Consider the following 13,735-nt stretch of genomic DNA (forward strand, 5'->3'; position numbering starts at 1 on the left):
GCCCACGACCGCGCTCGCCCCGGACCCGGAACGAACGCGGAGAAGCTCGCCCGCCATCCCCAGGACGGGCCCCGCTACGGCTGAGGCTCCCCGCCGGCCGACGTCAGCAGGGCCATCTCGTCGTCCGAGAGCCGCAGGGCGCCGGCCGCCACGTTCTCGGTCAGGTGGGCCGGGTCGCCGGTGCCCGGGATCGCCAGTACGTGCGGGCCGCGCTGCAGGGTCCAGGCGAGCCGGACCTGCGCGGGGCTCGCGCCGTGGGCGCGGGCGACGGCGAGGACCTCGTCGCGCTCCGTGCCGCTCACGCCGGCCTCGCGCCCGGCACCCGCGACGGCGAAGAACGGCACGAACGCCACGCCCTGTTCACCGCAGGCGTCCAGGAACGCGTTGTGCTCGGCCGACGCCCCGACCCCGAACGGGTTCTGTACGCAGACCACCGGCGCGATGGCCTGCGCCTCGGCCAGGTGCCGCGGTTTGACGTGGGAGATGCCCAGGTGCCGGACGAGTCCGGCGTCCCGCAGTTCGGCGAGCGCCCCGAAGTGGTCGGCGAGGGAGCCGTTCTCCTGGCTCCGCGGCATCCGCAGGTTCACCACGTCGAGGTGGTCGCGCCCGAGTTGCCGCAGATTCTCCTCGACCTGGCCGCGCAGCTGCTCCGGCCTGGCCCACCACCAGTCCCCCGACGTGTCGCGACCCGGCCAGACCTTGGTGGTGATGACGAGGTCGTCCGGGTACGGCGCGAGCGCCCGGTTGATCAGCTCGTTCGCGGAGCGCGTGGACGAGAAGTAGAACGCGGCGGTGTCTATGTGATCGACCCCGAGCTCGACCGCCCGCCGCAGCACCGCGACGGCCCGGTCCCGGTCACTCGGACTCCCGTCCGCCTTCGCCGTCAGCCGCATCGCGCCGAACCCGATCCGGTTGACCTTCAGGTCCCCCAGCGTCCAACTCCCGGCCGCCGCCGCGTCGATCGTCTCCGAAGTCATCCCGGAAGTCTGCCACGCGGCCCCGCCGGTCTCCGGGGCCCGCCGGGTGCGGTCCGCGCGCCTCCGCCTCTGCAATCGCCGCCCGGTCGGCGGCAGTCCTACCGGACCCCGGTGCGCAACTGCGCGAAGGCCAGCTCCGCCGCCGCCAGCGCGTCCGGCGCCACGTCGGCCGCGGGCTCGCCCGACTCGATGCGGCGCCAGTTCTCCTCCGCGAGGATGCGCTGCACGGCCACGATCTGACCCGCCGCGAGGCGGGCGGGAAGCTCCTCCGCGCCCGCGCCGCGCAGTGCCTCCGCGAGCGCGTGCTCGGATCTGCCCCGGTAGGCATGGAGCCGTGCCACCAGGCTCGGGGTGCCGTAGAGCAGCCGGTGGAAGGCGCGTACGCCCGGTTCGTCGTTCAGGCCGGTCACCGGGTCGCGCCGGGACAGCCCGTCGAGGAAGTGGCGGCGCAGGGCGTCGAGCGGCGCGACGCCGGCCGGACGGGCCGTGACCACGCGGGCGGCCTCGTCCTCGTGGTCGGCGAACCGGTGCAGCGCGAAGTCCTCCTTGGTGGGGAAGTACCGGAACAGCGTCGGCTTCGAGACGTCCGCCGCGGCCGCGACCTCGGCGACGGAGACGGCGTCGAAGCCCCGTTCGAGGAAGAGCGCGATCGCGGCGTCCGAGATCGCCCGGTACGTGAGGCGCTTCTTGCGCTCCCGCAGCCCCATCTCGCCGCTCACGCCGCACCGCCCTCCCCGGGCGCGGCGCCGCCGGCCCGGCCGTCGCACGCTTCGCCATCGCCCCGCGCGCGGCTGTCGATCAGCATGCCGACCCCGTCCAGCAGGCGCTCCAGGCCGAAGACGAAATCGAAGTCCTGGGTGTCCGGCTCGTACATCACCTTCGATTCGAGCAGCCGGGCGAGCGCCGGATAGCGCTCGGGGTCCGCGAAGCGCTCCAAGGTCTGCCCGTAGCGGCGCATGACGGCCTCGGGCGGCTCGCCGCTCGCCGCGATCGCCGCGCCCAGGTCCGCCATCAGCATGGCCTCGTTCCGCACGAAGCCGCCGACCAGCAGGATCACGGAGAGCTTCTCGCCCTCGTCGAGGCCCGTGCCGGCCAGGGCGGCGAGGCCGCGGTCCCACCAGGCGACCGAGTTGGGGGTGGCCGGCGGGCCGGAGATGGGGATGCGCAGCACCCACAGATTCCGGTGGAACACCTCGCGCTGCGCCCGGGCCCAGGCCGTCAGCGCCTCGCGCCAGCCGGTCCCCGGCGGGGGCGGGGCCGGCGGCAGGCCGACGGCCGCCTCCTGCATCAGGATGTAGAGCTCGTCCTTGGCGGCGACGTACCGGTACAGGGACATCGTCGAGACGCCCAGCTCCTTGGCGACCCGCCCCATGGAGACCGCGCCGACCCCTTCGGCCGACGCGAGGGCGACGGCTGCCGCCACGATCCGCTCGATGCCGATCCCCGGTTTGGGGCCCTTGCCCGGCCGCTCCCGCAGCCCCCACGCCGCCTCGATGCTCGCGGGCAGCCCGGTGCCGGTCCGCGCACCTCCCGGGCCGCGCCCGCGTCCGTCGCCCGCCATCGCCTCCGCCGCCCTCTGACCGCTGCCTCGGTGTCGCCGCCGTCTTCTCGTGCTTGACGTACATCCTAGTAATGCGTAACCCTTACGCAGTAGCGCGTATCCCATACGCAGAAGGAGTCCGCCGCCATGAGCACTCACCGACCGCCGCCCCTCGCCGCCACGAAACCGGCCACGACGCCGGCCACGAAACCCGCCACCACCCCGACTGCCGCACCGGCCCCCGGCGCGGCCGTCGACGCACGCGGCCTGCGCAAGACCTACGGCAAGGTCACCGTGCTCGACGGCGTGGACCTGCTGGTCGAGCGCGGCAGCGTCTTCGCCCTGCTCGGGCCGAACGGCGCCGGCAAGACCACGATCGTGCGGATCCTCGCCACCCTCACCGCCCCCGACGCCGGACGCGCCCGGGTCGCCGGACACGACGTGACGGCCGAACGCGGCCGGGTACGCCGGGCCATCAGCCTCACCGGCCAGTTCGCGGCGGTCGACGAGAAGCAGACCGGTGTGGAGAACCTCCGCATGATGGGCCGCCTCAGCGGCCTGTCCCGCCGGGCCGCCCGCCACCGCGCCGCCGAACTGCTCGAACGCTTCGACCTCACCGGCGCCGGCGACCGCCTCGCGGTGACGTACTCCGGCGGTATGCGCCGCCGGCTCGACCTGGCCGCCGGGCTCGTCGGCGAACCGGAGGTCGTGTTCCTGGACGAGCCGACGACCGGCCTCGACCCGCGCAGCCGCCAGGAGCTCTGGCAGGTGGTGCGCGGCCTCTCCGCCCGCGGCACCACCGTCTTCCTCACCACCCAGTACCTGGAGGAGGCCGACCGGCTGGCCGACCGCATCGCCGTCATGGACGCCGGCCGCATCGTCGGCGAGGGCACGGCGGCGCAGTTGAAGGCGACGGTCGGCGGCCACCGCCTGGACCTCGTCTTCACCGACCCGGCCGCCTACCTGCGGCACGAGGACCGGGCCGTGCACCGCTCCCCCGAGACCCTCACCCTCGGTGTGCCGACGGACGGCTCGGCCGCCCTCGTCCGCGCCCTGCTCGACGAGATCGACCCCGAGCGGCGGGACGTCGCCCGGTTCTCCCTGCACACGACGACGCTCGACGACGTGTTCCTGTCCCTCACCCGTACCGGCGCGCGCCGCCAGGAGGAGCACACCCATGTCTGAGTCCCCCGGCGCCGCCGGCCTGCTGACCCCCGCCCTCACCATGACGGGCCGCTGCGTCCGCCTCAGCCGCCGCAACGTCGACGCCGTCATCACCTCGATGATGCTGCCGGTCATGCTGATGCTGGTCTTCGTCTACTTCTTCGGCGGCGCGATCAACACCGGTACGCAGTACGTCAATTACGTCGTACCCGGCATCCTCGTCCTGTGCTCCGCCTTCGGCTCGGCCGGCACGGCGGTCCGGGTCAGCGAGGACATGAAGGGCGGCATCATCGACCGCTTCCGCTCCCTCGACGTGAGCGCCACGTCGATCCTGGCCGGCCATGTCGTGGCCAGCACCGTGCGCAACCTCTTCTCGACCGCGCTCGTCCTCGGCGTCGGCCTCCTCATCGGCTTCCGCCCCTCGGCGCCCCTGACCGGGTGGCTCGCCGCCGGAGGCATCCTGGTCGTGTTCCTGGTGGCGCTGTCCTGGCTCTCGGCGGCGGTCGGCCTCCTGGCGAGGACGCCGGAGGCGGCGGCGGGCTTCACCTTCTTCATGATGTTCCTGCCCTATCCGAGCAGCGCGTTCGTCCCCATCGAGACGATGCCGACCTGGCTCCACGGCTTCGCCGACCACCAGCCGGTCACCCCGCTGATCGAAGCCCTCCGCGGCCTCCTCCACGACCAGCCGGTGGGCTCCGCGCCCTGGCTGGCGCTGGCGTGGTGCGGCGGAATCCTCGCGGTGGCGGTGGCGCTGTCGGGGGTGCTGTTCAAGGTGCGCACGGCGTGAGACCAGGCCCCGTCGGTCACGTCCCGCCGGCGGTCTCGGCCAGTGCCCGCGCTATCCGCCGCCCGCTCGGCGCCCGCCGGGTCCCGAGCGGTCCGCGCGCCGCCCGCAGTACGGACTCGATCCCGGCCACGATCCGGTCGCGTCCCGCCCTGTCCGGGCAGCGCGAGAAGTCCGACGCCAGTCTGATCACATCGATGTGGACCGACTGCAGCCGCTCGAAGTCGAGATAGACCCTCAGCGCCCGGCGGTGCCCCGCGAGCGCCGCGGGGTGCACATGGCGGAGGGCCGCACGCCAGGCCCGGTGCGCCGCCCGCCGCTCCGGCCATGTCGCGTACCGCATCCGGGCCAGGTGCGAGGCCAGCTCGTACACGGGGTCGCCGAACAGGGCGAGTTCCCAGTCGATCAGCGAGAGCCCGCCGTCGGGGCCGACGATGAGGTTGCCGCGGTGGATGTCGGTGTGCAGCAGCACGAAGGGGCGCTCGCCCAGCGGGTCCGCGCGTTCCAGCAGCCGGGTGAAGGCGCCGTCCGGGACCCGGAGTGCGGCGAACAGGGCCTGGTGGTCCTTGCCGTGCCGCCCCTTCACCTCGCTCTCGGTGAACTCGACGAGCGTGCGCAGAAAGCCGGCGCAGTCGCCGTCCTGCGGCCAGTCGTCGGGGCAGGCGGGCAGCAAGGCCGGCGGAACGGCGGCCAGCTCCCGGAAGATCCCGCCGAGCGAGTCGATGCACGCGCGCCCGACCGGGGCGTCGCGGCCCACCAGGTCGGCGAGCGACCGGCCTTCGGCGAACGAGTGCACGGTGAAGCCCGGCCGGTCGGCGAGCACCCGGGGGCTGCCCGTCACCCGGCCGCGGATGGCGCCGAGTATCTCCCCCTCGGGCCATATCCGTAAGTTGAGCTGGGCGGCCTCGGTGATCGGGGTCCGGAACTTCACGATCGTGCCCGCGGGCAGCGCCACCGAGCGTGCCGGGCCGGAGGGCAGCCGCACGCAGTGATTGCGGTGGTAGTAGCCGGTGAGCGGAACCCCTTCAGCGGCCGTCCGGTACAGCGAGACCCAGTTGTCCACGACACGGCCGGAGTCGCTGCGCGCTACATCGGGCATGCGGCTCCTGCGGTCTCAGGTCCGACGACACCGGCGGCGGGCCGTCCCCGACCGCCGATCATCTTCATACCCAGCAGTAGCCAGAGGCTCAAACCCGCCGCGACGCAACAAAGTCCGGAAGCAGGAATGTCATGTCGGGCACGGCGTGCGCGACATCGACCGGCTGCGGACGGCGCCATCTGCCTTTGTCGGGGTGGACGCCGACGAACGGCATGCCGACGCGTTGCGCCGCGCCCGCGTCGGCCCGCGAATCGCCGACCATCACGCTGTCGGCGGGGCGCACGCCGGCGCTGTGCACCACCTGAAGCAGCCCGAACGGGTTCGGCTTCATCAGGTCCGGCTCTTCGGGCCGGCCGACGACACCGGCGGTGATGTGCTTCTCGAGGTCGTGGCGTTTGAGGAAGGTCTGCACCGCGAGTTCGCAGTTGTTGGACACCACGGCCGTCTCCTTGCCGAGGCCGGCCAGTTCCTCCATCACCGCGGCGGCTCCCGGCATACGCGTGGCCGACTCGGCGGCCGCCACCTCCTCGGCGTCCAGCCGTTCCCTGACGGCGGCCACCAGGGCGGGAGCAGTGTCCCGGTGGGCGGCGTGGAGCCGGGTGAAGACGACGAGCGGATCAGTCAGGCCGGTGACGCCCGCCCTGCCGCATGCCTCGGAACCGGCCAGTTCGCTCAGGCGCTCCGCGATCCTGTCGGCCGGGCTGCGGACGAACAGATCGCACACGATCTTGTCGAAGTCCAGGACGACCAGTGAAGCCCCGGAGAGCAGGCCCCATGCCGGGTTCCCGCCGTCGCCGCCGGTGCCTGTTTCAGGCCAGGGCTCGGTGTCCACACTGGTGTTGGTGTTGGTGTCGGTGGGTGGCACGATCAGTCGCCGAAGTCCGCATCCTGGGCCAGAAGGTCCCAATAGGAGTCGAAGAAGGTCTGCGCCGTCTCCACCTTCAGTGCCTGGTCAGGCTTGGAATACGGAAAGAGCGTCGCGCCGAGTCCGAGAGAGTTGAGGGTTGTGCCCTCGTCCTCCTCGCCCTCGACCGGGTCCGGATCCGTGCCCTCCAGGGTGTAGTAGCCCTCGAGCAGCAGATCCTTGTTCAGCAGGTACATCTTGCCGGTCGGCGTCAGTGGCACGGTCCTGATGCGGACCGAGACCTCCGGTACCAGCCGCTGCCGCTTCAGCGTACGCAGTTCGTACCGCAACGACCTGGAGCACTGGATCAATGTGTCACGATGCCGCTGCCGCGGCCGTTCGTCCTCCGGGTCGGCGAGCGACGCCGGGAAGGCGAGCCGGATCTTCGGGTCGGGGACCATCAGGCGCAGCGAGATGCTCTGCGGCCGGATCACGCCGTCGTGGATCCGGGTGACCTGGGCTCCGAGATGCCGGTTCATCGTCTCCGAGGTCAGGGAGAAGACGTCCATGGTGATGTGATCGGCCTCGAACGCCGCCTGCAGGTGGGGCCGGAGCGTCTCCAGGGCGGGCAGCGCGGGGCCGGACGGCCGGTGCGGGACGGAGGGCTCTGACCGCTCCTCGGCAGGCAGGACGCGGGCCCCGCTGCCCTGGCGGGACTCGATCAGCCCCTCGTCCCTCAGCAGGCGCAGCGCCGCAGTGACCGTCGCACGGGACACGTCGAAGTCGTCCACCAACTGACGCTGCGTGGGAAGCAGTTTCCCGGCCCGGTAGACGCCGTCGCGGATGCGGGTCCGCAGCTCCTCCGCGACGTACTCGTACTTCCTGCTGTCGCCTGCTTGTCCGTGGGTTGCCACACCATCACCGTACAACTACACGCAGCCCAGCCGTAATTGACTTGACGAAGTCCATAAGACCGGTCCAATTTCAGGAAACGGACACATCCCGGTCAATCAACTTGACCGATAGTCGTACAAGTTTACCGACATACAAGAAGTGGGAAGACAAGTCCTAGGCCAACTCCCCGAAATTGACTGGAAGTTGGCTGCTCGAGCGAACTTCCACGGGGCGCCCCAGCCAGTGACAACGGCGTGCGGGCAGAAGGCGCTCCCCACCCTTTTGAAGGAGGGGACCCCCATGCCTCTGATCGCACTTGTACTCGCAACCTTCGCCCTCGGCTTCGAGCAGCTCGTCCAGTGGAAGTACGGCGCCATGGGCGTGGTGGGTCTGGCCATGCTGACCGTCGGGCTGAAGGCCAGGAGCACCGCCTGCACCGTCATCGGATCGGTCATCCTCGTCCTGCTGCTGACCCAGCCCGGTCAGTGACCCGCGGGGCCGGCGGCCGGCGGCCGCCGTAGAAACGGACCCGCCGGCCGGCGGCCCTGACACGGACCCCGGCCGCCGCTCAGAACACGTCCGGGCACCACGGCCGCCGCGCCGTGCGGAACAGCGTGTCCGCCAGGGCGACCGCGCCCGGACGGTGCTCGTCGACCCGGCCGAGGGCCGCGAGGCGGGACGCGGACTCGTCGCCCAGGCAGAGCGTAGCCAGCACCCGCACGTCCAGCGTCAGGTCCGGCGACTGCGAAGTCGGCACGCAGGCGGCGCCGGACGGGGACGCGTCGAGCCGGAAACGGCCGCCGGCGAGCGACGCGGAGTCCTGCACGTCGAGGACGAGGCTCCCGGACGTCGCGTACGTACGGGACTCCAGCGCCGCCGGGACGTCCAGCAGCCGCAGCCACAGGAAGTCCGCATGGGTGACGACGCGCGCCGCCCGCGGGTCGGGCAGGAGGTGGGGCAGCAGGTCGTCGGGGGCGCGGTAGCCGGTGCGGACGGTGGTGATCCAGTCGACCGAGCAGACGAAGTGCCACAGGGCGCGCTCGGCGCCCGGGGTGAGCGCGATCAGGTCGCGCACCGTGGCGGTGTTCAGGGGCTGCTTGCCGTCGCCCCACTTTTCGTCCGCCACATACGTCAGCAGCCCCTCGACCGTGCCGTCCGCCGAGCGGTACACCGCGTAGAACGGCTCCGTCCACGGAAACGCGGGCATCCGCACCGCACCGGTGTTGACCTGCCACCAGCGCTCGTCCCGGTCGACCACGCCGTGCTGTGCGGCCGCCAGCCGCCGGTGGAGCTCCGGGCCCAGCTTGCGTACGTCCGTGCCGTCGACCAGGTCGACCCGGCCGCCGTCGTCCGGGCCCGACCAGCGCGGGTCCAGGCCGGTTCGGGGGACGTCCACGGACCACTCGACGGTCGTGGTGGCCGGGCCGTAGCCGTACCTGCCGTAGATCGGGTACTCGGCGGCGATCAGGGTCGAGACGACCTCGCCGCGCTCCTTCGCCTCGGCCAGCTCGGCCTCCATCATCCGGCTGAGCAGACCGCGGCGGCGGTGCGTCGGGGAGACGGTGACGTTCGAGACGGCGCTCGCCGCCGGCCGGGCGCCGCCGGCCATGGTGAGTTCCTGCGCGAAGGAACGGTACGTCGCCACACACCGCCCCTCGTCGAACGCGCCCCGGACCCGGCCGAGGTCCATGCTCGCCCGGCGCTCGGTGATCTCCTCGTCGGTGAACACCGGAGGCCGCAGAAAGCCGGTGGACAGCGCCCTGAGCCAGTCGGGGAACTCTGATTCGGTGACCAGGCGGGTTTCGACGCTCATGCCGCCACGCTAGGCAGACGGGCAAGCGCCCCGCATCCGGTTTTCCACCACCCCGGAACGGCTCAGAACGCCGCCCGGATCGAGCCGACCTCCACGCCGCCGCCGAGCAGCGGCATGTGCCCGATCCGGTCGACCACGGGCGCGTCGACGCCCATCAGCCGCAGCGCCCGCGCCAGTACCGGGCCCAGCGCCCGGGTCGCACCGTCGTCGATCTTGAAGGCCAGCGCCCGGCCGTCGGGCAGCGCGACCGCCTGTACCGCCTCCGCGCCCATCTTGGAGAGCGTGCCGGGCACCTCGCGCATCAGCCAGGTGTCGGGGCGGCGGGTACCGGCGACGTACTCGGGGTGGGCGCGCATCGCGTCCGCGACCCGGCGCTCCGCCGAGCCGGGCCCGGCGAGCACGAAGTGCCTGAAGGCCCGGGCCAGGCCGGTCAGCGAGACGGCCATCAGCGGGGCGCCGCAGCCGTCGGTGCCGACCGCGGAGACCGGCTCGCCCGCGGCCTCCTCGACCACGGTGCGGACCAGTTGCTGGAGCGGATGCGCGGGGTCCAGGTAGTTCGTACGGTCCCAGCCGTTCACGGCGCACGCCGCGAGCATGGCCGTGTGCTTGCCGGAGCAGTTCATGGTGACCTTGTCCCGTACCTGGCCCGCGGCCAGGTACGTCTCGGCCTCCGCCGGGTCCAGCGGCAGGTCCGGCGGGGTCTGCAGCTCGTCCGCCGTGATCCCGTAACCGGCCAGCATCTTCCGTACGAGTTCGAGGTGGAAGCCCTCGCCGGAGTGGCTGGCGGCGGCGAGCGCCAGCCGCTCCCCGTCGATGTCGAGACCGGCGCGCAGCACGGCCGCGGCCTGCATCGGCTTGTTGGACGAGCGCGGGAAGACGGGCAGTGCCGGGTCGCCCACGGCCGTCTCCACGCTGCCGTCGGCCGCGAGGACGACCAGCGAGCCCCGGTGGTGCCCCTCCACGAAGCCCGATCGGACGACCTCGACGAGAACCGGCGGCGCCGGCGGTATGGCGGTGGCGCTGGAGGAGGACAGGGAGGACATCGGCGGCCTTCCGGGGCAGGGACCCGCGCCGGACGGCCGCCTCGGCGGGATGACCCCGGCCGGCCTCAGGTGAGCAGGTCGTCGACTTGTGCTTCACCTTCACGGTACCTGCGGGCGATCTCGGCACTGCAATCGTCGGCGGTCCGCTGCAGCAGCCGGCGGCGGTGCGAGACGTGCTCCTCGTAGCCGAGCAGCCGGGCCATCGCCGACCGCAGCTCCTCGTCCGTACGGGCCTCCAGGTCGGAGAGGCCGACCTCGTCGAGCATCTCGGACGCGAGCCGCCGGTACTCCTCGCCGTGCGGCGTGGAGAGCGTGACGTGCCGGGCCGAGGAGCCGCGCCGGGAGGGCGCGTCGGCGAGGAACAGCCGGTCGCCGACCAGCCGGTCGACCACCGGCGTGCCGGGCGCCCCGGGGTCGCTGCGGCGGGCCAGTTCGGCCCGCAGGATGTCGACCCGGCCCTGGACCAGTCTCCGGACATAGCTCAGGTCGGCCTCGTCGCGCTGCGCGTCGCGGCGCAGTGCGCGCAGCTCGGGCAGGCGCAGGGCGGTGAGATCGTGCTGCGGGTGCTCGGGCAGCTCCGCGCCGCTGCGCTGCCGCGGCGGCCGTGCCGTCCCGATGCCCTGCGGCAGGCTGGTCGGTACGGGACCGAGCGACTGCCCGGCGCCAGAAATGGTCATGTGCGTATGTCCGTCCCCTCGACCGGTGCACGGGCTCCCCGGGCCCGAAGGGCCGAGGGGTTTGCACCGCCTTGGTGCATGGTGCCACTCCGATACGTACCGACGCAGGCGTTCTGCACCCGTTCGGCCCTGAATGGCAGCCCGTACGGGCCCCGATAGGTTGCTCTCCATGCGAGCAGTGGTACAGAGGGTCGACGGCGCGAGCGTCGTGGTGCCCGGCGAGTCGGGACCGGAGACCGTCGGTGAGATCACCGGCGAGGGGCTGTGTGTGCTGGTGGGGGTCACCCACGAGGACACAAAGGAGAAGGCTGCCCAACTGGCCAGGAAACTATGGTCGGTTCGTATGCTCGAGGACGAGAAGTCCTGCTCGGACGTGGGCGCGCCGCTGCTGGTGATCTCGCAGTTCACCCTCTACGGGGACGCCCGCAAGGGCCGCCGCCCCACCTGGAACGCGGCGGCGCCCGGCCCGGTGGCCGAGCCGCTCGTCGACGAGGTGGTGGCGCAGCTGCGGGCGCTCGGCGCGCACGTGGAGACGGGCCGGTTCGGAGCGAAGATGCGGGTCTCGCTCACGAACGACGGCCCGTTCACCGTGCTGATCGAGGTCTGAGGCAGGACCTCAGGGCCTCAGGGCTCGACGACCGGCTCCTGTGCGGCGGCCGTGTCCCCGACCCGCAGTGCGGCGTCCACCGGCACGTTGCGCTTCACCAGCGCGAGCGCGATCGGCCCCAGCTCGTAGTGGCGGACGGCCGTCGTGACGAAGCCGAGCTGGCGGCCCTCCTCGCCCTCGGAGGCCAGGTGGACGGGCGTGCCGGGCGCGGGCAGGTGCACCTCGCTGCCGTCCAGGTGCAGAAAGACCAGCCGGCGCGGCGGCTTCCCCAGGTTGTGGACGCGCGCCACGGTCTCCTGACCGCGGTAGCAGCCCTTCTCCAGATGCACCGCGCTGCCGATCCAGCCCAGCTCGTGCGGGATGGTGCGGTGGTCGGTCTCGAAGCCGAGCCGCGGCCGGTGGTTCTCCACCCGCAGCGCCTCGTACGCGAGGATTCCCGCGGCCGGTCCGGTCCGCTCGGCGTACGCCTCGAGTTCGGCGCGCGGCAGGAACAGGTCCCGGCCGTACGCGGTCTCCCGCACGACGACGCCGTCCGGGACCTCGGCGATGGACCCGGCCGGCAGATGGACGACCGCGATGTCGTCCGTACGGTCGGCGACCTCGGCCTTGTAGAAGAACTTCATCGACTCCAGGTAGGCGAGGAGCGCCTCGCGCGTGCCCGGTTCGACGTGCGCCCAGACCGTCTCGCCGTCGTCGACGAGATAGAGCGCGTGCTCGATGTGGCCGTGCGCGGAGAGGATCAGCGCCTCGGTGGCCTGTCCGGCGGGCAGCTCGCTCATGTGCTGGGTGACCAGCAGATGCAGCCAGCTCAGCCGTTCCTCGCCGGTGACGGTGATGACACCGCGGTGCGACAGATCCACGAAGCCCTGGCCGGAGGCGAGGGATCGCTGCTCACGGAACAGGTCGCCGTAGTGCGCGGCGACCCCTTCGTCACGCCCTTCGGCGGGGACCGCACCGGGCAGGGACAACAGAGGGCTGGTCGGTGACATGGCCCCAGCCTACGACTCGGCCCGCGCCGCCTTCACGGTGCAGTCGCGGCAGCGGCCGAAGATCGCGAAATGCTTCATGTCCGTCTCGAAGCCGAAGGTGTCGCGCAGCTTCGCGGTGAACTCCGCGGCGATCTCGACGTCCGCCTCGATCACGTCCCCGCAGTCGCGGCACACCAGGTGGAGATGGTGGTGCCGGTCGGCGAGGTGGTAGGTGGGCGCACCGTGCCCGAGGTGGGCGTGCGAGACCAGGCCCAGCTCCTCGAGCAGCTCCAGCGTCCGGTAGACGGTGGAGATGTTCACACCGGACGCCGTCCTGCGCACCTCACCGAGGATGTCGTCCGGAGTGGCGTGCTCGAGGGCGTCGACGGCCTCCAGGACAAGCTGGCGCTGCGGAGTCAGCCGGTAACCGCGCTGCCGCAGATCGCTCTTCCAGTCGGTGCTCACCACGCCCCCAGTGTAGGCAGCCGGGCCCGCCGCGTCCGGCTGCCGTCCGAAGAGGGCTACTGGAAAAAGGGGCCTACTTGAAGAAGGCGATGCCGTCGTCGGGCAGATCGCCGAGGTCCTTGGCCCACGACTCGACCTGCTCGGGCGTGACGACCTTCTTCAGGTGCGCCGACATGTACGGCCGCAGCGGCACCTCGGGGGTGGCCTTCTCACCGACCCACATCAGGTCGCTCTTGACGTAGCCGTACAGCCGCTTGCCGCCGGTGTACGGGCCGGAGGCCGCGGTGCGCGCGACGGCGTCGGTCGCCAGATCGATCTGCGGCTTCTGGTCTGCGAGCTCGCCGTACCAGATCTCCACGATGCCCTGGTCACGGACCATGACGACCTCGACCTTGCGGTCCTTGTCGATCCGCCAGTAGCCGCTCTCGCTCTCCAGCGGCTTGACCTTGTTGCCCTCCGTGTCGAGGACCCAGGAGTGCGAGACGTACTCGATGAAGTCCCGGCCGTCGTGGCTGAAGGTCACTGACTGGCCGAAGTTGCACTTCTCGGCGCCGGGGAAGTCCGAAACACCCGCGCCCTCCCAGGTGCCCAGCAGGAACGCGAGGGGGACGAGGTCCGGGTTCAGGTCGGACGGGATCTCGATCATGAGCAGCTCTGTCGATCTCTAGGGGTCGAGTGGTGCGGGAGGTGGTGACTACCGCTGGCCCTGGTACAGCTTCTTCACGGTCAGACCGGCGAAGGCGAGGACGCCGACGCAGACCAGAACGAGCAGAGCTTCGAAGAAAACGATCACGGGGTGCTCCTCGAATGAGCGTGAAGGCGAAAGCGGGCCGGCCCCCAGCTTAGTGCGCCGGGTTCCG

The 13,735-nt window shown here is 71.9% G+C and carries 16 protein-coding genes; 4 read left to right on the top strand and 12 right to left on the bottom strand.

The features are described 5' to 3' along the window. Positions 1-74 precede the first annotated feature (74 nt). From ACWD01_RS23505 to ACWD01_RS23515, 3 genes are all read right to left on the bottom strand, one after another. A complete protein-coding gene (locus tag ACWD01_RS23505; protein WP_451164752.1) occupies positions 75-977 on the bottom strand; it encodes an aldo/keto reductase in 903 nt (300 codons plus the stop codon). 98 nt (positions 978-1,075) lie between these two features. Further along, positions 1,076-1,684: a TetR family transcriptional regulator gene (locus tag ACWD01_RS23510; protein WP_451164816.1), complete on the bottom strand. Its 609-nt coding sequence runs from the start codon at positions 1,682-1,684 to the stop codon at positions 1,076-1,078. Positions 1,685-1,692: 8 nt separating this feature from the next. Beyond that, positions 1,693-2,538, bottom strand: a complete 846-nt coding sequence (locus ACWD01_RS23515; protein WP_451164753.1) for a TetR/AcrR family transcriptional regulator — start codon at positions 2,536-2,538, stop codon at positions 1,693-1,695. A gap of 126 nt (positions 2,539-2,664) precedes the next feature. Between ACWD01_RS23515 and ACWD01_RS23520 the strand changes: the two genes are divergently transcribed. Beyond that, positions 2,665-3,702 (top strand): ATP-binding cassette domain-containing protein, encoded by a 1,038-nt coding sequence (locus tag ACWD01_RS23520; RefSeq protein ID WP_451164754.1) that lies wholly within the window; start codon positions 2,665-2,667, stop codon positions 3,700-3,702. After that, positions 3,695-4,468 (top strand): ABC transporter permease, encoded by a 774-nt coding sequence (locus ACWD01_RS23525; RefSeq protein WP_451164755.1) that lies wholly within the window; start codon positions 3,695-3,697, stop codon positions 4,466-4,468. Before ACWD01_RS23520 ends, ACWD01_RS23525 begins: the two co-directional genes overlap by 8 nt. A gap of 16 nt (positions 4,469-4,484) precedes the next feature. On the opposite strand, the gene ACWD01_RS23530 is transcribed toward ACWD01_RS23525, so the two are convergent. The 3 genes from ACWD01_RS23530 to ACWD01_RS23540 all read right to left on the bottom strand — a co-directional run bounded on the left by ACWD01_RS23530 (position 4,485) and on the right by ACWD01_RS23540 (position 7,322). Then, positions 4,485-5,564 carry a phosphotransferase family protein gene (locus ACWD01_RS23530; RefSeq protein ID WP_451164756.1) on the bottom strand — a complete coding sequence of 360 codons (1,080 nt, stop codon included), beginning with the start codon at positions 5,562-5,564 and terminating at the stop codon, positions 4,485-4,487. Positions 5,565-5,652: 88 nt separating this feature from the next. Then, complete coding sequence (locus ACWD01_RS23535) at positions 5,653-6,429, bottom strand: HAD family hydrolase (protein WP_451164757.1); 777 nt, start codon at positions 6,427-6,429, stop codon at positions 5,653-5,655. A gap of 2 nt (positions 6,430-6,431) precedes the next feature. Further along, a complete protein-coding gene (locus ACWD01_RS23540) occupies positions 6,432-7,322 on the bottom strand; it encodes a GntR family transcriptional regulator (protein WP_451164758.1) in 891 nt (296 codons plus the stop codon). 280 nt (positions 7,323-7,602) lie between these two features. Here ACWD01_RS23540 and ACWD01_RS23545 point away from each other — a divergent pair, with 280 nt between their 5' ends. Next, positions 7,603-7,791: a hypothetical protein gene (locus ACWD01_RS23545; RefSeq protein WP_451164759.1), complete on the top strand. Its 189-nt coding sequence runs from the start codon at positions 7,603-7,605 to the stop codon at positions 7,789-7,791. Between the two features lie 79 nt (positions 7,792-7,870). Here ACWD01_RS23545 and ACWD01_RS23550 read toward each other — a convergent pair whose 3' ends face one another. The 3 genes from ACWD01_RS23550 to ACWD01_RS23560 all read right to left on the bottom strand — a co-directional run bounded on the left by ACWD01_RS23550 (position 7,871) and on the right by ACWD01_RS23560 (position 10,835). Beyond that, positions 7,871-9,115 (bottom strand): GNAT family N-acetyltransferase, encoded by a 1,245-nt coding sequence (locus ACWD01_RS23550; protein WP_451164760.1) that lies wholly within the window; start codon positions 9,113-9,115, stop codon positions 7,871-7,873. Positions 9,116-9,177: 62 nt separating this feature from the next. Beyond that, positions 9,178-10,158: an asparaginase gene (locus tag ACWD01_RS23555; RefSeq protein WP_451164761.1), complete on the bottom strand. Its 981-nt coding sequence runs from the start codon at positions 10,156-10,158 to the stop codon at positions 9,178-9,180. Positions 10,159-10,223: 65 nt separating this feature from the next. Next, positions 10,224-10,835 carry an RsiG family protein gene (locus ACWD01_RS23560; RefSeq protein ID WP_451164762.1) on the bottom strand — a complete coding sequence of 204 codons (612 nt, stop codon included), beginning with the start codon at positions 10,833-10,835 and terminating at the stop codon, positions 10,224-10,226. Positions 10,836-11,004: 169 nt separating this feature from the next. Between ACWD01_RS23560 and dtd the strand changes: the two genes are divergently transcribed. After that, positions 11,005-11,442, top strand: coding sequence for a D-aminoacyl-tRNA deacylase (gene dtd / locus ACWD01_RS23565; protein WP_451164763.1), 438 nt, complete (start codon positions 11,005-11,007; stop codon positions 11,440-11,442). Between the two features lie 17 nt (positions 11,443-11,459). Here the strand turns inward: dtd and ygfZ are convergent, their stop codons facing one another. The 3 genes from ygfZ to ACWD01_RS23580 all read right to left on the bottom strand — a co-directional run bounded on the left by ygfZ (position 11,460) and on the right by ACWD01_RS23580 (position 13,521). Next, complete coding sequence (gene ygfZ, locus ACWD01_RS23570; RefSeq protein ID WP_451164764.1) at positions 11,460-12,431, bottom strand: CAF17-like 4Fe-4S cluster assembly/insertion protein YgfZ; 972 nt, start codon at positions 12,429-12,431, stop codon at positions 11,460-11,462. A gap of 9 nt (positions 12,432-12,440) precedes the next feature. Further along, positions 12,441-12,878, bottom strand: a complete 438-nt coding sequence (locus tag ACWD01_RS23575; protein ID WP_451164765.1) for a Fur family transcriptional regulator — start codon at positions 12,876-12,878, stop codon at positions 12,441-12,443. 70 nt (positions 12,879-12,948) lie between these two features. Beyond that, complete coding sequence (locus tag ACWD01_RS23580) at positions 12,949-13,521, bottom strand: FABP family protein (protein ID WP_451164766.1); 573 nt, start codon at positions 13,519-13,521, stop codon at positions 12,949-12,951. Between the last annotated feature and the right edge of the window lie 214 nt (positions 13,522-13,735).

The organism is Streptomyces sp. NPDC002835, from assembly GCF_053591995.1.